Origin of the sequence: Sciscionella sediminilitoris, from assembly GCF_000737195.2 — a bacterium.
GTDB lineage: Bacteria > Actinomycetota > Actinomycetes > Mycobacteriales > Pseudonocardiaceae > Sciscionella > Sciscionella sediminilitoris.
Genome location: NZ_JALM01000009.1, coordinates 280,834 through 300,600, shown reverse-complemented (window position 1 = coordinate 300,600; position 19,767 = coordinate 280,834). Strand labels below are relative to the sequence as shown.

The 19,767-nt window shown below is 68.6% G+C and carries 20 protein-coding genes; 5 read left to right on the top strand and 15 right to left on the bottom strand.

The features are described 5' to 3' along the window. Nucleotides 1–72: 72 nt before the first annotated feature. From AD72_RS04665 to AD72_RS04645, 5 genes are all read right to left on the bottom strand, one after another. Entirely contained in the window at nucleotides 73–891 is an 819-nt protein-coding gene (locus AD72_RS04665) for a serine hydrolase (protein WP_037344798.1), read from the bottom strand. Nucleotides 892–967: 76 nt separating this feature from the next. Then, nucleotides 968–2,554: an N-acyl-D-amino-acid deacylase family protein gene (locus tag AD72_RS04660; protein WP_031465135.1), complete on the bottom strand. Its 1,587-nt coding sequence runs from the start codon at nucleotides 2,552–2,554 to the stop codon at nucleotides 968–970. After that, complete coding sequence (locus AD72_RS04655) at nucleotides 2,554–3,315, bottom strand: amino acid ABC transporter ATP-binding protein (protein WP_304437777.1); 762 nt, start codon at nucleotides 3,313–3,315, stop codon at nucleotides 2,554–2,556. The genes AD72_RS04660 and AD72_RS04655 overlap by 1 nt, the downstream gene beginning before the upstream one ends. After that, the gene (locus AD72_RS04650; RefSeq protein WP_031465133.1) at nucleotides 3,312–4,211 is read right to left on the bottom strand and encodes an amino acid ABC transporter permease; all 900 of its coding nucleotides are present in this window, start codon (nucleotides 4,209–4,211) and stop codon (nucleotides 3,312–3,314) included. Before AD72_RS04650 ends, AD72_RS04655 begins: the two co-directional genes overlap by 4 nt. Further along, nucleotides 4,208–5,164, bottom strand: coding sequence for an ABC transporter substrate-binding protein (locus tag AD72_RS04645; protein WP_231644728.1), 957 nt, complete (start codon nucleotides 5,162–5,164; stop codon nucleotides 4,208–4,210). Before AD72_RS04645 ends, AD72_RS04650 begins: the two co-directional genes overlap by 4 nt. A 105-nt stretch (nucleotides 5,165–5,269) precedes the next feature. On the opposite strand from AD72_RS04645, the gene AD72_RS04640 reads away from it, so the two are divergent. Further along, the gene (locus AD72_RS04640) at nucleotides 5,270–7,405 is read left to right on the top strand and encodes an MGH1-like glycoside hydrolase domain-containing protein (RefSeq protein WP_031465131.1); all 2,136 of its coding nucleotides are present in this window, start codon (nucleotides 5,270–5,272) and stop codon (nucleotides 7,403–7,405) included. Here the strand turns inward: AD72_RS04640 and AD72_RS04635 are convergent. The 4 genes from AD72_RS04635 to AD72_RS04620 form a co-directional block, all read right to left on the bottom strand. Beyond that, nucleotides 7,359–8,687, bottom strand: a complete 1,329-nt coding sequence (locus AD72_RS04635; RefSeq protein ID WP_051897920.1) for an MFS transporter — start codon at nucleotides 8,685–8,687, stop codon at nucleotides 7,359–7,361. The two genes, AD72_RS04640 and AD72_RS04635, sit on opposite strands and share 47 nt — an antisense overlap. 61 nt (nucleotides 8,688–8,748) lie before the next feature. After that, on the bottom strand, nucleotides 8,749–9,819 hold the full coding sequence (locus AD72_RS04630; protein ID WP_031465129.1) for an ArsR/SmtB family transcription factor: 1,071 nt from the start codon (nucleotides 9,817–9,819) through the stop codon (nucleotides 8,749–8,751). Beyond that, complete coding sequence (locus AD72_RS04625) at nucleotides 9,820–10,638, bottom strand: alpha/beta hydrolase family protein (RefSeq protein ID WP_031465128.1); 819 nt, start codon at nucleotides 10,636–10,638, stop codon at nucleotides 9,820–9,822. It abuts the gene before it with no gap. 90 nt (nucleotides 10,639–10,728) lie between these two features. Then, nucleotides 10,729–11,658 carry an amidohydrolase family protein gene (locus AD72_RS04620; RefSeq protein ID WP_031465127.1) on the bottom strand — a complete coding sequence of 310 codons (930 nt, stop codon included), beginning with the start codon at nucleotides 11,656–11,658 and terminating at the stop codon, nucleotides 10,729–10,731. Between the two features lie 64 nt (nucleotides 11,659–11,722). Here AD72_RS04620 and AD72_RS04615 point away from each other — a divergent pair, with 64 nt between their 5' ends. After that, nucleotides 11,723–12,181 (top strand): MarR family winged helix-turn-helix transcriptional regulator, encoded by a 459-nt coding sequence (locus AD72_RS04615; RefSeq protein ID WP_031465126.1) that lies wholly within the window; start codon nucleotides 11,723–11,725, stop codon nucleotides 12,179–12,181. Between the two features lie 8 nt (nucleotides 12,182–12,189). Here AD72_RS04615 and AD72_RS04610 read toward each other — a convergent pair whose 3' ends face one another. Beyond that, the gene (locus AD72_RS04610; protein WP_031465125.1) at nucleotides 12,190–12,816 is read right to left on the bottom strand and encodes a TetR/AcrR family transcriptional regulator; all 627 of its coding nucleotides are present in this window, start codon (nucleotides 12,814–12,816) and stop codon (nucleotides 12,190–12,192) included. 105 nt (nucleotides 12,817–12,921) lie between these two features. Between AD72_RS04610 and AD72_RS04605 the strand changes: the two genes are divergently transcribed. Next, nucleotides 12,922–13,152 (top strand): hypothetical protein, encoded by a 231-nt coding sequence (locus AD72_RS04605; protein WP_031465124.1) that lies wholly within the window; start codon nucleotides 12,922–12,924, stop codon nucleotides 13,150–13,152. A gap of 18 nt (nucleotides 13,153–13,170) precedes the next feature. On the opposite strand, the gene AD72_RS04600 is transcribed toward AD72_RS04605, so the two are convergent. The 4 genes from AD72_RS04600 to AD72_RS04585 are packed head-to-tail and all read right to left on the bottom strand — an operon-like array spanning nucleotide 13,171 to nucleotide 16,962. Next, entirely contained in the window at nucleotides 13,171–13,995 is an 825-nt protein-coding gene (locus AD72_RS04600) for a carbohydrate ABC transporter permease (protein WP_051897918.1), read from the bottom strand. After that, the gene (locus AD72_RS04595; RefSeq protein WP_031465122.1) at nucleotides 13,992–14,873 is read right to left on the bottom strand and encodes a carbohydrate ABC transporter permease; all 882 of its coding nucleotides are present in this window, start codon (nucleotides 14,871–14,873) and stop codon (nucleotides 13,992–13,994) included. The genes AD72_RS04600 and AD72_RS04595 overlap by 4 nt, the downstream gene beginning before the upstream one ends. 2 nt (nucleotides 14,874–14,875) lie before the next feature. Beyond that, the gene (locus AD72_RS04590; protein ID WP_031465121.1) at nucleotides 14,876–16,117 is read right to left on the bottom strand and encodes an ABC transporter substrate-binding protein; all 1,242 of its coding nucleotides are present in this window, start codon (nucleotides 16,115–16,117) and stop codon (nucleotides 14,876–14,878) included. A 59-nt stretch (nucleotides 16,118–16,176) separates the two neighbouring features. Continuing rightward, the gene (locus tag AD72_RS04585) at nucleotides 16,177–16,962 is read right to left on the bottom strand and encodes a phytanoyl-CoA dioxygenase family protein (RefSeq protein ID WP_031465120.1); all 786 of its coding nucleotides are present in this window, start codon (nucleotides 16,960–16,962) and stop codon (nucleotides 16,177–16,179) included. 96 nt (nucleotides 16,963–17,058) lie between these two features. Here AD72_RS04585 and AD72_RS04580 point away from each other — a divergent pair, with 96 nt between their 5' ends. Next, nucleotides 17,059–17,913, top strand: a complete 855-nt coding sequence (locus AD72_RS04580; protein ID WP_031465119.1) for a helix-turn-helix transcriptional regulator — start codon at nucleotides 17,059–17,061, stop codon at nucleotides 17,911–17,913. Here the strand turns inward: AD72_RS04580 and AD72_RS04575 are convergent. After that, on the bottom strand, nucleotides 17,910–18,467 hold the full coding sequence (locus AD72_RS04575; RefSeq protein ID WP_031465118.1) for a hypothetical protein: 558 nt from the start codon (nucleotides 18,465–18,467) through the stop codon (nucleotides 17,910–17,912). The two genes, AD72_RS04580 and AD72_RS04575, sit on opposite strands and share 4 nt — an antisense overlap. 98 nt (nucleotides 18,468–18,565) lie before the next feature. Between AD72_RS04575 and AD72_RS04570 the strand changes: the two genes are divergently transcribed. Continuing rightward, nucleotides 18,566–19,750: a cytochrome P450 gene (locus AD72_RS04570; RefSeq protein ID WP_031465117.1), complete on the top strand. Its 1,185-nt coding sequence runs from the start codon at nucleotides 18,566–18,568 to the stop codon at nucleotides 19,748–19,750. The last annotated feature ends 17 nt before the right edge of the window (nucleotides 19,751–19,767 follow it).

Below are 19,767 nucleotides of genomic sequence, written 5' to 3'. Positions count from 1 at the left end.
GCGCCGCAACGGGATTCCGTTGCGGCGCCGTACTGTGTCTCGGCCCTGTACCGGCGTTGCATCGGCGCTGCGTCAGCCCACCCAGCCCGCGGCGTGCCTGGCGATCGCGAGCCCGGCCTGGCGTGCCGAGGCCACCAGTCCCGGTTCGGTGCCCGGTTCCCCGACCGCGAGCACCGCATAGGCGATGCGATTGGCGCTGTGCATCACGCCGACATCGGCGCGCACTCCGTCATCGGTCCCGGTCTTGTTCGCGATCCAGATGATGCCCGGGGACGGCCGCTCCTGGTAGGGATCGTGCGGCAACAGGGCGGGAACGAGGTCGTGATCGGTGTTCGTGCGCATCCAGCGCAGCACCCGCGCCGCTCCGGGGAAACCGTTCTCGGCCACCCGCGCGGCCAGCAGCGCCAGATCGGCCGCGGTACCGAGCGCGAACGTCGGCGCGGTCCCCGGCCCACGCACATCCCGGATCCGGTCCAGCAACCTGGTCGCGGTGAGCCCGAGCCGGTCCGCGGTCCGGTTCACCGCCTCGATGCCGAGCACCCGCAGCAGCGCGTTGGTGGCAATGTTGTCGCTCACCGATGCGGTGAACAGGGCGAGATCGCCGAGGCTGTAACTGCCCGCGGCGAGGTGCTGCAGCAGCCCGGTACCCCCGCAGCGGTCCCCGGGTTCGATCGGCACCGGCGTGGATTCGGTCAGCTCACCCTGTTCGAGCGCCCTGCCCAGTTCGGCGAGCAGGGCGAGTTTGCCCGCGCTAGCCAGTGGAAGCTCGGTGCGTTCGTGGTGCCCGTACCGGCCTTCGCCGGGCGCGTGCACCGCGACCGCGAGGGTTTCCGGTCCGCGCCGTTCGATGGCGCGCACCGCCGTGTCCAGTCTGTCGAATTCGGTGCTCATGCGGTGGCCTCGCTCCGCGAGGCAGTGTCCAATCCCTTATGGCGCATCATTTCCACTATTCGCTCGCAAGCTTCGCTCATCTACTCGCGAGCACCTTTCCCGGCCGCGCTCCGGTGTCGGTTCCCGCGCGCAGCACCTCGGTTCCGCCGACCAGTACGTGCCGCACGCCGTCCGGGGCGAGCAGCGGATCGGTGTAACTCGCCCGGTCGATGATGGTCTCCGGATCGAACACCACGAGGTCCGCGTGCGCCCCTTCGGTGAGCACTCCCCTTCCGGTGAGCCCGAACCGCGCCGCGGTGGCCCCTGTCATCTTGTGCACGGCCGTTTCCAGGGAGAACAACCCGAGTTCACGGTGATAGTGCCCGAGCACCCGGGGAAAGGTCCCGGCGAGTCGCGGGTGCGGGTGACCGGGTTTGGGAACCCCGTCCGAGCCGATCACCGACAGCGGACTGGCCAGCACCCGCCGCACATCGTCCTCGCGCATGGAATGACTGATCACCATCACCGCCCCGCCGTCGGCGCGCAGCAGGCCCGCAGCGACGGAAAGCGGATCGCTGCCCCGCTGCGCGGCGAGTTCGGCGAGACTGGCGCCCTCGATGCCGGGTTCACTCGGCGCGCAGGCGATGTCCACCCGGTCCCAGCCACCGTTTCCCACGGTGTTCTCCCAGCCGGGGACCCCGTTCTCGATGTCCGCCCGCATCCGGTCCAACTGCGCCGGATCACCGAGGCGTTCGATCAGTGCCGCCGTTCCCCCTTCGCTGGCCCACGGCGGAAGCATCGCCGCCAGCCGGGTGCTTCCCGCGGTGTACGGGTACACATCGCAGCTCACATCCAGTCCGCCCGCGCGCAGTTCGTCCAACAGCGGCAGGGTTTTCCCGGTGCGGCCCCAGGCGTATTTCCCCGCTGTCTTGTGATGCGAGACGTGCAGTGCGGCGCCGCTTCGTTCGGCGATCTCCACCGCCTCCGCGAGCGCGGTCTCCACCTGGGACATCTCGTCCCGCATATGGGTCACGTACGGTTTTCCGTGCCGCGCGGCGATTTCGGCCAGCGCGACCACCTCCGCGGTGTCCGCGTAGGTACCCGGCGGGTAGATCAGCCCGGTGGACAGCCCGGCAGCTCCGGCGCGCAGTGCCGCGTCCAGTGCGGCACGCATCCGGTCGAGCTCATCGGCTTCCGCTGCCCGGTCGGCGTAGCCGAGCACGCTCGCGCGCAGCGTGCCGTGCCCGACCAGCGAACTCAGGTTGGTGCTGCGCGGAACGCGCGCGTGTCCCTCCGCGAAGGCCGGGAAATCGGCGAACACGCCCACATCCCCGCCGAATTCCACCCGCGCCTGCGCGCGCATCTGCCCGGCGGCCGGACCGCCCGCGGGGAACATGCCGAATCCGCAGTTGCCGCAGATCTCGGTGGTCACGCCCTGGCGCACCGGGGCGAGCGTGAGTTCGGGCGCTGCCGGATCGAGCAGGTTCACCCCATCGGAATGGGTGTGCGCGTCGATGAAACCGGGTGCCACGGCCAGGCCGGGAACATCCAGCACCCGTTCGGCCTCCGCGCCGGGGCCGGGGAAACACAACCGCCCCGCGCGCACCCCGAGATCCGCCTCGCGGGCCGGTTCCCCGGTGCCGTCCACGAGCAAACCACCGCGCAGCAACAGATCCAGCCGCATCACCCCACCTGCCCGAGGAAGGCCCTCGTCCGTGCCTCACGCGGCTGTTCGAGCACCGTGCGCGGATCGCCCTGTTCCACGATCACCCCGTCGTCCATGAACACGAGGTGATCGCCGGCATCTCTGGCGAAGCGCATCTCGTGGGTCACCACCATCATCGTCATCCCCTCCCGGGCCAGATCCCGCATCACCGCGAGCACCTCGGCGACCAGTTCCGGGTCGAGCGCGCTCGTCGGTTCGTCGAACAACATCACTTTCGGGCGCATGGCGAGGCTTCGCGCGATCGCCACCCGCTGCTGCTGGCCGCCGGACAGTTGCGCGGGATAGTGCTCCGCGCGGTCGGCCAGCCCCACCCGCTCCAGCAGCTCCCGGGCCTGCTCGATCGCCTCGGCGCGCGGTTTCCCTTGCACCGTAACGGGTCCCTCGATGACGTTCTCCAGCGCGGTGCGGTTGCCGAACAGGTGAAAGCCCTGGAACACCATGCCGATCGCGGCGCGCTGACGACACAACTGCTTCTCGCCGAGCACCCGCAGACCGTCGGGGTGCTCGGTGTACCCGATCAGTTCGCCGTCCACCCTGATCCGCCCGGAATCGATGGTCTCCAGCCGGTTCACACAGCGCAGCAGGGTGGATTTCCCCGAACCGGAGGGGCCGATGACGCACACCACGCTGTTGCGCGCCACATCCAGGTCGATCCCCTTGAGTACCTCGAGGTGCCCGAATCGCTTGCGTACCTTCGAGATCCGCACCATCGGTGTCACGATTTCCTCCTCCGCACCACCGGGAGCAGATCACGGCCGAGGCGCCTGCGCAGCGAGATCTGCCCGCGGTTGAACCGTTTCTCGATGAAGTGCTGCCCGATGCTGGCGATCGTGGTCAGCACCAGATACCAGATCGAGGCCACGATCAGCAGGGCGATCACCTCGAAGTTGTCCAGATAGATGTGCTGGGCGACGGTGAGCAGATCGGCCCCGGCGATCACCGAGACCATCGAGGTCGTCTTGAGCATGGAGATGAACTGATTCCCGGTCGGCGGGATGATCACCCGCATCGCCTGCGGGAGCACCACCCTGCGCAGCACCGCGCGGTTCGGCATGCCCAGCGCCTCGGCGGCTTCGCGCTGCCCGTGCGCGACCGAGGAGATCCCGGCGCGCACGATCTCGGCCATATAGGCGCCCTCGTTGATGGTCAGCCCGAGCAGCCCCGCCACGAACGGGGTGATCAGCGCATTGGTCTGCCATTCCACGAGCTGCGGCCCGCCGAAGGGGACACCGATCCCGACCGTGGGAAAGATCAGCGCGAGGTTGAACCAGAAGATCAGCTGCACCAGCAGCGGGGTGCCGCGGAAGAACCAGGTGTAGAGCCCGGCCGCGGCGCGGAGCACCGGATTCGCGGACAGCTGCATCACCGCGACCAGCACCCCGAGCACGATCCCGACGACCATCGAGATCACCGCCAGCGCGATGGTGACCCCGAGCCCGGCGAGGATCCGGTGATCGAACTGCTGGTCCGCCACGATGTCCCAGTGCAGGTTCGGGTTCACGATGATCGTGTAGGCCAGCCAGACCAGCACGAAACCGGCGAGCACGGCGGCGATCCAGCGCCCGGGCCGGGGCGGGTGTTTCGCGTTGATCGGCAGTTCCTCGGCCGCGCTCATTTGGTGTTCACCTTCGGCGCGTGGATCGCGTTCGCCTCGACCCCGTAACGGCGCAGGATCGTGGCGTACCGGCCGTCGGCGATCAGTGCGCCGAGTGCCTTCTGCACCGCATCGCGCAGTTCGTCGTTGTGTTTGCTCACCGCGATTCCCCACAGCCCGGCCGCGTGCTGGCCGCCGATCAGTTCGTATTTCCCGGTTTTCGCGTAGTCGATGCCCGCCGGATAATCCACGATGGTCGCGACCGTCCTTCCGGAGTCGATGGTGAGCAGCCCGCTCGGCGCGTCCACGCTCTGCGAGATCCGCATCCCGTCCCGGCAGCGCGCGTTCTGCTCCTGGCCGATCTTCAGATTCGAGGATCCCTGCGCCAGTACGACGGATTTGCCGCACAGATCACCGAGATCCCGGATGTGTTCCGGATTTCCCTTGCGTACCAGGATCACCCCGCCCGCACGGAAATAGTCCACGAAGTCCACCGCGGCCCGGCGCTTGGCCGAATCGCTGAGCGAGCTGAGCGCGAGATCCCAGCGCTGCCCCTGCACCCCGGGCACGATCCCGTCGAAGGCCGCATTGGACAGTTCGAGGCGCAGCCCCAGTTCCCCGGCGATGGCGTGCGCCAGATCGGGGTCCACTCCGGTCAGTCGCGTCGTTCCGGGCGCGTACATCTCCATCGGCGGGTACCCGACCGAGGTCACCACCTTGAGCACGCCGTCCTCGCGGTAGCGCTCGGGGAGCAGTTCCCGCGCGGTGTGCGCCGCATTGACTCGGGCATAGTTTCCGCCGCCCGGGCTCGAATCCGAGCGCCCGCATGCCGTGAGCGCGGCGGCAAGTACCACCACGATCACCAGCGCTCGCCGCATGGCCAGCCCCTTCCTGCCACATTGCCGGATCGCGGCGAAGCCTGCCCGAACCGGGCGGTCCGCGCAGTACTCGTGCACGGTCTGCATGCCGAGCATCGAAACCCTCGATGCTCGGCGAGCGGGGGCGGATGATCGCATCGGGAGCCGCCGATTATCGTCATTCCCGATGTGGCAAGGGATGCCGCATGAGGAGGTGCTGGAGTGCGCAGGTTCATCGCCCTGCTCGCCGCTGCCGTGGTCGGCGCGACCTGTCTCGGAACCGTCCCCGCGAGCGCGCGGCCGTCCCCATCGCCCGGTTTCGCGGATGTGCTGGACCGGCAGGGAACACCACAGAGCGCGCAGGTTCCGCCGGCGAACCCGGTCAACGTGTTCTCCGATGCCGGGGCCTGGCACGCGTACGCCTTGCCCGCGAAGGGCGATACATCCGCTTATGGCGGGTTCACCGGTCCGTTCTACCTGGCCCAGCAAGGCCCCTGGTACCTGAGCAAGGCGTTCAGCAAGATCGCGCTCACCGATGAGCGCGGGCGCACGATCCCGCTCCCCGCCCCGAGCGTGCACTCCTACCCCGGTCACCTCGGCCAGACCTATCGGTTGCCCGGCCTGGAACTCGATCTCGATCTGCGCTTCGTCTCCGATCGCACCGCGATGGTGCGGGTGCGGGTGCGGAACCACTCGCCGCGGCCGCGCACCCTCGGTGTCTCCTGGCAGGGGCAGCTGTTGCGCCCGGACAGGGAACCGATGCGCTCGGCGCCGAGCCTGCACTCCGGCCCGGATGGGGTCCGGGTGGACTTCGCGAAGGTGAACAAGCCCGAGAAGTTCGTGACCAGTGGCACCGAGCAGTTCCGCGTCCACCATCCGGAGGCGGTTTCCACCCAGGTGCATGGGGATTCCTACCGCACGAGCAGGCGCGCCCCGCTGCGCCTGGCTCCCGGCGGCAGTCAGGGACTGTCCTGGGGCGAGAGCTACACCTTCACCAAGGCCGAGCGGGACAGGGAAGCGAACACGGTGCGATCCGCCACCCGGCTGCCCGCGCTCGCGGCCGCGCGGGTGGATCAGCGCTGGGCCGGTTACCTGCGGCGGGGCCTCGCCGGGGTCGCGCCCGCGCAGCGGCGCACCGCGGTGAAAGCGATCGAGACGCTGACCACGAACTGGCGCGGTCCGGCCGGGGACCTGCACGATGCGGGGATCACCCCCTCGCTGACCGAGAGCGATTTCTCCGCGGGCTACTGGCCGTGGGACAGCTTCAAGGAGGCGGTCGGGGTCTCCCGGTTCGCCCCCAAGCTGGCCGAATCGGTGCTGCGTTCGGTGTACCAGCACCAGTTCACCGCGAAAACCCCGGACCGGGGCCAGGACGCGGGCATGCTCCCCGATGTGGTCATGTACACCACACCGAGCGAGGGCACCAATGAGCGCAACACCAAGCCACCGCTCGGTGCCTGGGCGGTGTGGCAGACCTTCCGGCACAGCCACGACCGTGCCTTCCTGCGCGAGATGTTCCCGAAGCTGCTCGCCCAGCACGAGTGGTGGTACCGCAACCGGGATCACGATCACGACGGGCTCGCCGAGTACGGGGCGACCGTGGATCCGCGCAACGACACCGAAAAGGCTCAGGTCGAAGCGGCAGCCTGGGAGAGCGGGATGGACGACGCGCCCCGCTTCGACAAGAGCGCCGGGCTGCGGGTGCTGAAGAACCGGGACGCGCACGGCCAGGTCGTCGGCTACTCGCTCAATCAGGAATCGGTCGACCTCAACGCCTATCTGGTCGCGGACAAGCGCTATCTCGCCGAGATCGCCCGCGCACTCGGCAAGGGAACACAGGCGCACCGGCTCACCGAGCAGGCCGACTCGACCGCGAAGCTGATCCGCGATCGCATGTACGACGAGAAAACCGGGTTCTTCTACGACACCGACCTCGCCACCCGCCGCCCGCTCGTCGAGCGGGGCAAGGGAACCGAGTCGATCACTCCACTGTGGACGAAGATCGCGAGCCCCGGGCAGGCCGCGCGGGTCCGGCAGAGCCTCACCGATCCGCAGCAGTTCGACACCGCGATCCCGTTTCCCACCGTGGCACGGAATTCGGCGAACTTCGACCCGAACGGCTACTGGCGCGGCACCACCTGGGTGGACCAGGTGTACTTCGGGGTCCGGGCCCTGGAGAACTACGGCTACCGCGGCGATGCCCGCACCGCGCGGGAGAAACTGCTCACCAATGCGGCCGGGCTCACCGGGAACGCACCAATCAGGGAGAACTACAACTCGGTCACCGGGCAGGGCCGCAACGCCACCAACTTCAGCTGGTCGGCGGCACTGCTGCTGGAGCTTCTGGCCAAGCCGTGACCGCGCGGTGGTGTACGGCGGGAACCAGCAGTGAGCCACCGAAGGCGATGACCGCGGCCGCGGTGATCAGCCAGGGCACCAGGATGCTGTTCCCGCCCTCGCCCAGCGCGGTCGCCACCATCGGCAGGGTTCCCCCGAAGGCGGCGACCGCGACCGCGTTCGGGATGCCCATGCCGATGGACCGGATCGCGGTCGGGAAGAGCTGGCAGTAGAAGACGTTCGAGATCCCGATCGGGAACGCGATGACGATCAGGTACAGCGGGGCGACCACGAAGAACGGGAGCGCCCCGGTGCGCAGCGCGAGCATCAGCGGGACCGTGCACACCGCGACCGCGATGATTCCCGCCCTGGTGACCCGCAGCGGCCCGAACCGGTCCGCGAGCCTGCCACTGACCAGCATCGCGGCGAACATGGCCACGAAGGCGATGTTGATGTACGCATCGGCGGCCGTATCGCTGAGCACCCCGAGATCACGCCAGGCGTACTGCGGAAGATAGGTCACGCCGAAGTAGTAGCTCGTGGTCCCGCCGATCACCAGCAGGAAGACCGCGCACACCGACCGTGCGTTCGCCCGGAGCAGTGCCCTGGTCCGGGGTTCCCGCGCACTGTTCCGGTGCGCCAGGAACACCGCGCTTTCCTTGGCGCTGGACCGGATCCAGAGCGCGGTGATCCCCAGCAGGGCGCCGAAGCCGAATGAGATGCGCCAGGCACCGTTCGTCATTCCTTCGCTGCCGAAGATCGCGAGCAACAGCGCGGTGGTGCCGAAGCCGACGATGCCGCTGAGCACATCCCCGCAGTAGGCGATCGCGGCGTAGGTGAACCGGCGCCGCGGCGGGGCGGTTTCCACCACATAGGTGGCCGCGATGGCCTTCTCCCCGCCCATGGCGAGGCCCTGCACGAGCCGGGCGAGCACCACGATGATCGGGCTGGCCGCGCCGATGGCGGCATAGGTGGGCACGACCGCGATGAACAGCAGGGCCAGCGAGGCGACCGCCATGCCGAGGGTGAGCGCGAACCGGCGGCCCTTGGTGTCCGAGATCCGCCCGAACAGCGCACTGCCGAAGGGCCGCATCAGGAATCCGGCCGCGAAGCTGGCGAAGGCGAGCAACAGCTTCGCGGTCGGGCTCTGGCCGGGGAACACCTGCACCGAATAGTAGACCGCGAGGGTGCTGTAGATCCCCCAGTCATACCCTTCGACGAGGGCGCCGGCGGTCGCGGCGAGCAGTTCACGGCGGGCCGCGGGCGGTGCCGCCGACCGCGTGCCGAGTGGCGTCGTTGTCACGATAAGCGAAGCTACGAGCGCCGCGTCCGGGGAACAAGACGATTATCGCGGCAGCGGTAATTCAGCGCAGCAGCGAATGCACGAAATCCCCGCCCACTTTTCCGACCGCCTCGATATCGAGGGTGTAGTAGACCAGTTTTCCCGCCCGGCGGGTGTGCACCAGGCCGACCTCGCGCAGCTGGCGCAGATGCCGGGAAACCTGTGGTCCGGTCATCCCGGTCTGCTCCGCGAGATCGGAGGTGCTGTGCGGGCCGCGCACCAGCATGCGGCACAACGCGATCCGCGCCGGATCGGTGAGCACGGTCAGCCGCCGGGTCACGAGCCCGGAATTCGGCGCCGCACCGCGATCGGCGACCGGGTACTGGATCACGATCGGCAGGTCCGGAACGTATTTCAGCACCACGTGCGGTGTCCCGTGCACCGAGGGGATCAGCACGCACGGCCGGTTCACCTCGACGATGACGTGGTAGAGCTTGTCGAACCGGATCCGGGACGGCTCGCGCAGTTCGGTCGCCGCCGCGGTGGGAATCCTGGGCAGCGCACCGAATCCGTGCACCCGCACATCCCGTTCCCTGGTGCGCAGATCGGCTTCGAGCACCTCGGCCTCGCGCTGCCACTGCCTGGCGAACACCTGATCGGTGCAGGCGCGCAGGAAGGAGAGCAGATCATCCCTGGTGCGGGACGGATCGGCGAACAGGCGCTCGAGCAGGGCGAGCCGGTAGTGCGAGAGCCTGCGGGCGTGTTCGAGCAGCGCGGACCGCTCCTGCGGCTCGACCGGTTGCGGAGACGGCGCACGCTGTTCGGCGATGGCTTCGATGGCCAGCACCGCGAATTCCGCTACCGGGAGCCGTTCGATCGCCTCGAATTCCTCCTCGAGCGTGCGATTCCCGCAGGCGTCGAGCGGATAGAAGAACCGGGCCCGTTTCGCCCCGAACAGGGGCGCCCACACATCGCATTCGGCGAGCAGTTCCGGGCTCGCCAGTTCCCGGACCTCCCCGGCCCATGAGGCGCTCACCGGGTGGTGTTCGGACTCGCACAGGGCGTGCAGCGCGGCGCACAGCTCGGCGAGCGCCGAGATCCGCACCGTCAGGTTCGGCGCGCGATCCTCGGGAAGCAGCAGGGTGACGGCCATTCATTCGAGTTTAAGCTGTTCTGCGAAGAAATCCCGCACCACGGGCAGCACACTCGGGCCGTGGTGGCCGATTCCGGGCACCAGGTCGAAGCGCACCTCGATGCCGTGCCGGGTGAACTCGTCCCGCAGCGTGCGCAGCCGTTCGATCCTGGTGCGCCCGGCCTTCTCCGCGCCGTCGAGCCAGTTCGAATCGCCGGGATTGTTGATCTCCCAGGTCTCGGTGTCCTCCTCCCCGACCACCATCTGCACCGGGACCTCCCGGATCGCGGCCGGGTCCACCGTGATCCCGAACCGTTCCCGGGTGTCCCCGGTACCGAGCCACCAGTCCCGGTCGTCGAGCAGGGTCACCCTGCCAGGCGCGCCGATCGAGGCGGCGCGCAACCGGCCGGGATGCAGGTAGAGGAACCGGTGGGTGAACTGGCCGCCGCCGGAGAACCCGTGCAGCAGGAAATTCCGCTGCACCGGGAACCGTTCGGCGACCTCGTCCACGATGTCCAGCAGTACCTTGTCGTACCGGATGTCCCGGTAGCCGATGAATTTGTAGTTGTGCAGATCGTCCGGGTCGATGATGCCCGCGGGAAACAACGGGGTGAGCACCACGCAGGAATTCTCCTCGGCGAACTCCGCCATCGCGTCCCGGTAGGTCTCCGCCGTGCGCCCGGTGCCGTGCATGATGACCACGAGCGGATGACGCCGGTCGGTCTCCTGACAGGAAACGGGAACGAAAAGCGAATAGGAGAACCGCTGATCACAGCGTGCCGCGAAAAAGGTCGTAGCCCCGGTGCGGTAGAAAGCCTTCGTGTCCTTGACCCGTTGCATGCCGGGAGCTCACCAAAGGCGCCAAGGCCGGACAAGACCATTACCGCGCGGCCGGTAACTCAGCCCAGCCGGTAATTCGGCCCGTCGGGATCAGCGCAGCCGCGGGAACAATCCCTCGGCGTTACCGCGGTTGATCGCCGTCAGCTGGCCGGGCCGGTATCCCTGGTATTCGTCGAGTTTCGCGTCGAACACGCTGCCCCACCGGTCCGGGGCGAAGGGCGCATCGCTGCCATAGCACACGTGCCCTTCCTCGGCGAAGGCCAGCAGCGCGGGCAGCGCGGTCTCACTCGCGGAAAGCGCGGTGTCGAAGTAGAACCGGCGCAGATCCGCGTACACGCCCTCCGGGGTGAGCCCGGGATTGACCAGCGCGGCGCCGGTGAACCGATAGGCGGCGTACGGCAGGAATCCACCGGCATGCGAGAGGATCACCTTCACCCGCGGATACCGGCCCATGATCCCGGATGTGACCAGTTGCAGTGCAGTTCGCGTGGTGTCGAAGGGGAAATCGAGCAGCGGGCTCGGCAGTCCGTCGAGCATCGGCAGCGCGGGAGCGTCCGGGTGCACGAACACCGTCGCCGCGCGGGCGTTCAGTTCGGCCCACAGCGGTTCGAACTCCGGATCGCCGAGATACCGTCCCTCCACATTGGACAGCAGGACCACGCCGTCCGCGCCGAGCTCGTCGAGGGCGTAGCCGAGTTCGGCGAGCGCGCCGTCCACATCGGGCAGCGGCAGGCTCGCGAACATGCCGAACCGGTCCGGCCGATCCTTGACCAGTTCGCCCGTGTACTCGTTGACCATGCGCGCCGTGTCCCGCGCGGCCGCGTTCTCGCCGAAGTACACCCCGGGCGAGCTGATCGAGAGAATACCGGTGGCGATCGAGCGGCCGTCCATCATCGCGATCGCGCCCGCCGCGTCCCAGTCCGGCATCGGCCAGCCACCCGCCGTTTTCCCGTTCCGGTCGAGCAGCTCGCGGTAGGCGGGCGGGATCAGGTGCTGGTGCACATCGATACGTCCGGACATGACCACTCCATTCATCGCTGACGAATCATTAGCTTGCTAATGGTTACCGTGCTAATGTACTCCCATGGCGCGGCAAGGTAAACCGGATGATGCCGAGATCGAGGAGCTCTCCCGGATGGCGGACGCCCTGTTCGCCGCGATGCGCCGGGCACGCTCGGCGCAGGCGGTGCACGGCGGCGGGCTCAGCCTGGCCCAGCTCGCCCTGCTCGAACCGCTCGCCGAGGAGACCGATTTGCCCGTGCGGGTGCTCGCCGAACGGGCCGAGGTGAGCGTGCCGACCGCCACCCGGATGCTGCAGCAGCTCGACACCAAGGGCGTGGTGGTCCGCGAACGCGGCGCCACCGACCAGCGCCAGGTGTTCGTGCGCCTGACCGGGCACGGCGCGCGGCTGCTCGAGGAGATCAGCGCGCACCGCCGCGCCCAGCAGGCGCGCTCCTATGCCGGGTTCACCGCGGCGGAACGCACCCAGCTGCTCGGTTTCCTGCGCCGGTTGCGCGAGCAGATCGACAACGAATCGAGCTAGGCACTCCCTCAGCGGAAGAGCCGGTCGAGGTGGTAGTCGATGAGCTCGACGATCTGTTCCGTGGTGCGCAGGCCGAGCAGGATGTCGGGACCGAGCCCGGGAAGGGCGAGCAGCGTGTCGGCTTCACGCGCGAGGTCGAGCCCCTGTCGAAGCCGCCCGTTGGCCTCGGCATGCCCGAGGAGTTCGGTGAAGATCGCCTCCAGGGTGGGCTCCTGCTGGGCACGCAGCGCTTCGGCGAGTTCGGGGTCGCTGAGCGCATGCACGAAGTAGGCGATGTGCACCAGGCTGGCCCGGCGGGTGGCCTCGTCGCTGGGCAGCATGCTGACGAGCACGTGCCGCAGGACGGCCCGGACCTCGGCCGCCTCCCCATCCGCAGCGCCGTCCGCCAGCTCGGCGACCTCCTCGGCGATCCGCTGCTCGATCCGCTGCCGGGAGTCGTCGTTGAGGCAGTGCAGCGCGCCGAGCAGCAGGTCCTTGCGAGTGCCGAAGTAGTACTGAACCAACCGGGTGGACACCTCGGCCTCCGTCGCGACCCGGCGCATGGTGACGCCTTCGAGACCGATATCGGCCGCTATCCGCCAGACGGCCTCGGCGATCTGGCGTCTGCGCTGCTCGTGATCGACCCGCTTCGGCATGCCACTGGTGCCCCTTTCAGTTTTCTTGATACGATCGAACCATAACAGCTAGGGTTCGGCTCGTACCCGGTAGCCCACCGGGACACGAAACACGGGGAGCTCCGAATGTCCAAGACCGGTTACACCACGCTGCAGATTCTGGGGATGGTGGTGACGATCGTGTTCGCCCAGGCGGCGATCCGCAGCCTGTTCGATCACTCCGCGCGCCAGTTGTGGGGCGCGGTCGACTGGGTTCCCGGCGGCTGGGGTGGCCGGCTGGCCGCGTTGCTCGTGGTCACCCTGGTGGGCGTGGTACTGGCGGGATGGGCGCACGACCGGGCCAAGGCAGCGGAGTGAGTGCGCCGCTCTCGGCCATCAGCCCTTGGTGGCGCCGCCGGTGAGGTTACCGGCGAACGACCGCTGCACCACCGAGAACAACAGGATCACCGGGACCATCATGACCGTCGATGCGGCCATCAGCAGTCCCCAGTCCACCGAATGCTGGCCGATGAAACCGAGCAGCCACAGCGGAGCGGTCTGCTGTTCGGGGCCGGTCAGGAAGATCATCGAGAAGATGAAGTCCTGCCAGGACATGAAGAACACGTACACCGCGACGGAGAGCACGCCGTTACGGGCGAGCGGCACGGTCACCCGCCAGTAGGCGCGCGCCTGGGTCAGCCCGTCGAGCTGGGCGGCCTCTTCCACCTCGATCGGCGCCCCGGCGAGGAACCCGCGCAGCAGCCACACCGCGACCGGCAGGTTGACCGCCAGCATCGCGAGCACCAAGCCGTGCCTGGTGTTCAGCAGCCCGAGGTCGCGGGCGAGCCCGTAGATCGGCAGCAGCAGCACGGCCTGGGGCACCAGTTGGGAGACGAGCGCGGCGCCGAGCACCTGGGGCCTGCCGCGCAATCGCGTCCTGCTGAGCGGATATCCGGCCAGCAGCGCGAGCAGGGTGCACACGAGGGCGGTTCCGGCACAAACCAGCGCGCTGTTCAGCAGGGAGGAGGCGAAATCCCCGTCGAGTACCGCGGCGAAGTTGCGTGCCGAGGGCGTGTGCGGCCACCAGGTGGGCGGATCGCGGAACACCTCGTCGGGTGTTTTCACCGCGGTGAGCACCATCCAGGCGAACGGACCGATCAGGAACACGGCCAGCGCGAGCCCGGCGATGGAGAACCCGGTGTTCCGGGCGGCCCCGCTCATCGCAACCCTCCTTCGGCGCGCACCTGGCGCAGGTACAGCGCGGAGAACACGCCGAGCACGAGCACCGCGATCACGCCGTACGCGGCGGCGGCCCCGTGGTCCACGTCCAGGAACGCGGTCCGGTAGATGTATCCGGAGAGCACCTGACTGGACACCCCGGGCCCGCCCTTGGTCATCACGTAGATCAGGTCGAAACTGTTGAACGTCCAGATCGTGGTGAGCAGCACCGTCGTGCGGATGGTCGGCGCCATCGCGGGCAGGGTGACGTGCCAGAACACCCGCCACGGCCGCGCACCGTCCACCCGCGCGGCATCGCGCAGTTCCTCGGAAACGGTGCGATAGGCGGCCAGATACATCAGCGCGGACATGGGGAATCCCTTCCACACCGCGGCGAGGATCACCCCGAACAGCGCGGTGCCCTGATCGCCGAGCCAGGCGGGTTCGCCACTGATCAGCCCGAGCGCCCCGAGCACCTGGTTGACCGGGCCGAGATACGGGTCCTCGAGCATCTTCCACACCAGGCCCGCGGTGATTCCGGGCATCACCCAGGGAATCACCAGCAGCACGCGCAGCACGGCGGCCCCGCGGATGCGCTTGCTGAGCAGGATCGCCGAGCCGAGGCCGAGCAGGAACTGCAGCAGCACCACCAGAACCGTCCACACCAGGGTATTGCGCAGCACGGTCAGCAGCGCGGAGTCGGTGAACGCGTCGGTGAAGTTGCCGAGGCCGATGAAATCCGGCTCGGGATGGATCAGGCTGCTTTTCGTGGTGCTCAGCCACAGCACGTCGAGCACCGGGTAACCGATGAGCACGGCGAGCAGGATCAGCAGCGGGGCGAGGCAGGCGAACCGGATGAGGCTTTCCCTACGGGTGCGCATCCTCACTGCCGCCCGATGGCTTCGCGCATCTGCCCGGCGGCGGTGGCCACGGCGGAACCGGCCGGTTCACCGTCCAGAATGGACTGCACCGCGTCCTGCTGCGCGCGGGACACCTTGCTGTACACCGGGGTCACCGCACGTGGCTTTCCCTGTGCCAGTAAGGAGAGCATGTCGTCCGGGGCACTGCGGCTCGCGCGCACGTAACGCTCACCCGCCTCGCGGAGCGCGGGAACCGAGTCGTTGCAGGCGATCTGGTGACGCACCGAGGTGGTGGCCAGCTCGGCGAATGCGAAGGCGTTGCGCCGCTGGGTACTCGCCGCGTTGATCGCCAGGTTGTAACCGCCGAGCGCTCCGATGAACCGGCCGCCCTCGGGTGCGGGCGGGCGTGCCACCCGCCAGGGAAACCGCGCCGTTTTCCCGATCGTGGCCTCCTGCCAGCCCCCGGCGAGCACCATCCCGGTCTGTCCCGCGGTGAACTGCGCGAGCGAATCGGTATCGCAGGCCCCGGCGAGCCCGGCCGGTGCGTACTCGGCGAGCCGGGCGAACATCCGGTAGGCGCGCCGGGACGGTTCGCTGTCGAAGGTCACGCGGTCACCGTGCAGCACGGCCCCGCCCGCGGAGTACAGCAGCGAATCGGTGAGCACCGAGGTGGCCTCGTCCCGGCAGCCGATCAGCCCGATCCCGGATTTCCCCGGCAGCGCGGCGATCCGGCGGGCCGCGTCCAGCCACTGCGGCCAGGTTCGCGGTGGTTTCCCCGGATCGAGACCGGCCGCGCGGAACAGCGCGGTGTTGTAGAACAGCCGCTCCCAGACATCGGCGTTGAACGGGAGCCCCCATACCCGGCCGTGCCAGCGATTCGAGTCCCAGGCGCCGGGAAAGTAGTTGTTCCTGGCCAGTTCCGGGCTGCGCGTCAGGAATTCGCCGACCGGTTCGATCAGCCCCGCCGCGGCGAACTGCGGGGTGTTGATCTGGTCCAGCTCCAGCACATCCGGACCGGTACCGCCCTGCATCGCGAGCACCAGTTTGTCCTGGTACTCCTGATACGGCAGCTGATCGAGCTCCACCCGCACCCCGGGAAACCGCCGCTGGAAATCCGTGAGCAGGGCCGCATAGCCACGGCCGATCGACTCGCTGTTCGCGGTGAGCAGCCACACCCGCAGCGCTTCCCGCTCGGCACCGCTCGCGCAACCGGCGAGCAGGACGACCACGAACACGCAGCAGAGCCCGCGCAGGAACCGGTCCATCCGAATTCCACCTCCGTTGCTGGAATACGGCCGTTACCGTCAGGATCGGACTGTGTTTCTCAGGACCATGCAGGCGCGTCACGGAACGGAAAATGCTTCCCTTCGGTGTACCGCGGCTGCGGCTGGTATTCGTTGACCGTGCCCCGATCCCCGCGCAGCCAGAACGCGCTCGGATACGGCTGCTCCTCGGTGATCAGTGTGGAAGTGGGGATATAGCGGATGGTCAGCCCACAGCGACGGTTCGGCGAGGTGTTCGGCCCGCTGCCGTGCACGATGTTCGGGTGGTGCACCTCGACATCCCCGGGGCGCAGCACCATGTCCACCGCCTCGGACTCGTCCACATCCACCGCGATCTCCTTGCCGAACACGTTGTCCACCTCGGTGGAATCGCGCATCTCGCTGAAGTCCTGCTTGTGGCTGCCCGGAATCACCCGCACACACCCGTTTTCCGGGGTGGAGTGATCGGCGGCGAGCCACAGGGTGACCACCCGCATCGGTTCCAGCGGCCAGAACGCGCCGTCCTGGTGCCAGAGCACCGCCTGCCCGGAGTACGCGGGCTTGAGGATGTAGTGCGAGGCGAACAGCGCGATGTCCCCGCCGACGAACAGTTCCGCGATGTCCAGCAACCGGTCGTCCGAGACCAGGCGCACCCAGAACGGATCATCGGCGAGCAGTTCGTGGCCGAGCTGTTCGGGCCGCAGTTCGGGATGCTTGCGCTGCAACCACTCCACGTGCCCGTGCACTTCCTTGATCAGTTCGGCATCGAGCACATCCCGGAAGATGACGTACCCGTCCCGGTCGAAATCCTCGAGCACGCTGTGTTGCGCCGCGGTCGATCCCGTCATGTCCTGCCTCCTCGAGCCGGTGGTTTCCGACCATCATCGGCGCGGCGCACCGGCCCGGGATAGCAGCAGGGTTGCGCGCCCGTGCATTCTGTTGACATGACAGCGAAGCTGCTGCGATTCGCCGAACACGCCGTCGGCGAGCCCTACCACGCCGATCTGGTCACCCAGCCGGTCGCGGCGGGGGTGTCCGAAACGCACGGGCACGCGGATTTCTTCGAGTTCATGGGCATCGTCGAGGGAAACGGCCTGCATCACCTCGAATCCGGTGCGCAACCACTGCGCGCCGGGGATGTGACCTTCGTGCGGCCGCGCGATGTACACGCCATGCAGGGCCTCGCCCCGCAGGGAATGCGGTTCGTGAACATCGCCTTCCCGGCAGCGGCCTGGCACGGTTTCGTGGACATCGCCCGCATCGGCACCTGGGAGGACGCCACCGCGGCACCACTGTGGCGGCTGTCCGGAACCGCGGTGCGGCGCGCCCGCGAGGTGTTCGGGCGCGCGCTCGAACGGTTCCACGCGAACCCCACGATGCTCGACATGATGCGGTTCTGGACCGATCTGGTGGAACTGCTGCAGCAGCAACCCGGATCCGGCGCGCGGCCGGGCACCCGGCCACCGGCCTGGCTGGTGCGGGTGCTCGAACAGATGCACGCCGAACCGCAGCTGCGCGGCGGGGTCCCGCTCATGGCCCGGCTCGCCGCGGTCAGCCCGGCGCATCTGTCCCGCACCATGCGCGCCCACTACGGCACCACGCCGACCGAGTTCGTCACCGGCCTGCGCCTGGAACGGGCCGCGCAGCTGCTCGGCTCCACCGATGAACCGGTCACCCAGATCGCGCACCGCTGCGGGTTCGCCAGCCAGTCCTATTTCACCCGCCGGTTCGGCACCGCGTACGGCCTCTCCCCGACCGCGTACCGCAGGCGCACCTGGCAGTCCTTCGTGCCCGGCTAGAGCTTTCCGGACGGGCACACCACCCGGTGCCCGAGCCGCCGGGACACCTCGGCGACGAACTCCTCCCGCAGCGGCGGCACGTTCCAGAACGCGAAGCCCAGGTAGCCGAAGCCCCACGCCGGTCTCCAGCGCCATTCGTTCAGCCCGAGCGGCCGCGCGCAGCCGCGGCACGGCCAGGTACCGGTGCCCTGCTCGTACCAGGCGCTGATGACCTTCTCGATCGAATCCCATTCCGCGCTCGATTCCCCGGCCTTCGGCCACAAGGTGACGGTCTCGGCGCAGCGCGGACAGCTGACCTCGAGCGGGCCTTCGTCATGGGAATGGAACACCGACCGCCCAGTGGTCAGCTCGAGGCCGCCGTGCGCCCACGGTTCCTCGGGAGCGGCGCGGCCGGAGTTCGGCCCGATCGGATAGCTCTCACCGAAGTGCCCGTCCGCCGCACCGCGAACCACGATCCCCTCTGCCAGGAACCAGTCGAGCAGCCGCTCGGCGAGCTCGGGAGCCTGCTCCGCGGAGGCCTCCACGTCCACGATCGTCTCGAAGTAGTCACCCACGCCCGCATGCTGGCGCATCCCACCGACAGTTCCCCGTCCGCGCCATCATGGTGCCATCACATCTTGAAATGGCGCCATCAATGTGCCATCTTGGTGCCATGAATGAGCTGCACACCCTTCCGATGACCCACCCACCCGGCCGTCCTTTCGACCCGCCCGGGGAACTGGCCGGACTGCGCGCCGAACGGCCGCTGTGCCCGTTCGTGCACCCGGACGGCACCCGCGGCTGGCTGGCCACCAGTCACGCGATGGTTCGCGCGATCCTGGCGGACAACCGGTTCAGCATCCGGCCCGAGCTGATGACCTCTCCGTTCCCGGAGACCGCCGGGTTGCGGCCGCCGCCACCGCCCCCGGGCGTGTTCACCGATATGGACCCGCCCGAACACACCCGCTACCGCCCGCTGCTCACCGGGCAGTTCACCGTGCGCCGGATGCGCGCGCTCACCGCACGGATCGAGGAGATCGCCGCCGAACAGCTCGATGCGCTGGAGCGCAAGGGATCCCCGGCCGATCTGGTCGAACTGTTCGCGAATCCGGTGCCCGCGCTGCTGATCTGCGAACTGCTCGACATCCCGGCCACGGAGCGGGTGCGCTTCCAACGGCACGCGCAGACCCTGGTCTCCGGGATGGACCAGGAAGCGATGAGCGAGGCCTGGAACGCGCTCGAGGAATCGCTGCGCGAGCTGATCCTGGCCAAACGCGCCGATCCGGGCGAGGACATGCTCAGCGGCCTCGCCGGGAGCGAGCTCAGCGATACCGAACTGGTGAACATCGGCATCGTACTGCTCGGCGCGGGGCTGGACACCACGGCGAACATGCTGGGGCTCGGCACCTTCGCACTGCTGTGCCACCCCGAGCAGTTCGCCCTGCTGCGCACCGAACCAGAGATCGCCGACCGGGCCGTCGAGGAACTGCTGCGCTATCTGAGCATCCTGCCGACCGGGGCGCGCGCGGCACTCGAGGATGTGGAACTCGGCGGGCAGCTGATCAAGGCCGGTGAGACGGTGGTGCTGTCCACACAGGCCGCCAACCGCGATCCCGCGCGGTACCCCGATCCGGACACCCTGAACCTGCGGCGGGAAGGCAGCGGGCAGCTGAGCTTCGGGCACGGGCTGCACCAGTGCCTCGGCCAGCAGTTGGCCAGGGTCACCCTGCGGACCGCGTTTCCCGCGCTGGCCACCCGCTTCCCGAAACTGCGGCTCGCCGTTGCCCCGGATCAGGTCCCGGTGCGCGATCAGGCGCTCATGCACGGAGTCCATGAGCTGCCCGTCGCCTGGGACTGAGAGCACGTACCGTACCC

What these genes read in the sequence shown, in the direction of transcription:
- AD72_RS04625 (WP_031465128.1), bottom strand. Translation starts at nt 10,638, where the DNA reads ATGCAACGGGTCAAGGACACGAAGGCTTTCTACCGCACCGGGGCTACG.
- AD72_RS04630 (WP_031465129.1), bottom strand. Translation starts at nt 9,819, where the DNA reads ATGGCCGTCACCCTGCTGCTTCCCGAGGATCGCGCGCCGAACCTGACG.
- AD72_RS04570 (WP_031465117.1), top strand. Translation starts at nt 18,566, where the DNA reads ATGAATGAGCTGCACACCCTTCCGATGACCCACCCACCCGGCCGTCCT.
- AD72_RS04585 (WP_031465120.1), bottom strand. Translation starts at nt 16,962, where the DNA reads ATGACGGGATCGACCGCGGCGCAACACAGCGTGCTCGAGGATTTCGAC.
- AD72_RS04600 (WP_051897918.1), bottom strand. Translation starts at nt 13,995, where the DNA reads ATGAGCGGGGCCGCCCGGAACACCGGGTTCTCCATCGCCGGGCTCGCG.
- AD72_RS04665 (WP_037344798.1), bottom strand. Translation starts at nt 891, where the DNA reads ATGAGCACCGAATTCGACAGACTGGACACGGCGGTGCGCGCCATCGAA.
- AD72_RS04660 (WP_031465135.1), bottom strand. Translation starts at nt 2,554, where the DNA reads ATGCGGCTGGATCTGTTGCTGCGCGGTGGTTTGCTCGTGGACGGCACC.
- AD72_RS04590 (WP_031465121.1), bottom strand. Translation starts at nt 16,117, where the DNA reads ATGGACCGGTTCCTGCGCGGGCTCTGCTGCGTGTTCGTGGTCGTCCTG.
- AD72_RS04645 (WP_231644728.1), bottom strand. Translation starts at nt 5,164, where the DNA reads ATGCTCGGCATGCAGACCGTGCACGAGTACTGCGCGGACCGCCCGGTT.
- AD72_RS04580 (WP_031465119.1), top strand. Translation starts at nt 17,059, where the DNA reads ATGACAGCGAAGCTGCTGCGATTCGCCGAACACGCCGTCGGCGAGCCC.
- AD72_RS04620 (WP_031465127.1), bottom strand. Translation starts at nt 11,658, where the DNA reads ATGTCCGGACGTATCGATGTGCACCAGCACCTGATCCCGCCCGCCTAC.
- AD72_RS04610 (WP_031465125.1), bottom strand. Translation starts at nt 12,816, where the DNA reads ATGCCGAAGCGGGTCGATCACGAGCAGCGCAGACGCCAGATCGCCGAG.
- AD72_RS04595 (WP_031465122.1), bottom strand. Translation starts at nt 14,873, where the DNA reads ATGCGCACCCGTAGGGAAAGCCTCATCCGGTTCGCCTGCCTCGCCCCG.
- AD72_RS04615 (WP_031465126.1), top strand. Translation starts at nt 11,723, where the DNA reads ATGGCGCGGCAAGGTAAACCGGATGATGCCGAGATCGAGGAGCTCTCC.
- AD72_RS04605 (WP_031465124.1), top strand. Translation starts at nt 12,922, where the DNA reads ATGTCCAAGACCGGTTACACCACGCTGCAGATTCTGGGGATGGTGGTG.
- AD72_RS04650 (WP_031465133.1), bottom strand. Translation starts at nt 4,211, where the DNA reads ATGAGCGCGGCCGAGGAACTGCCGATCAACGCGAAACACCCGCCCCGG.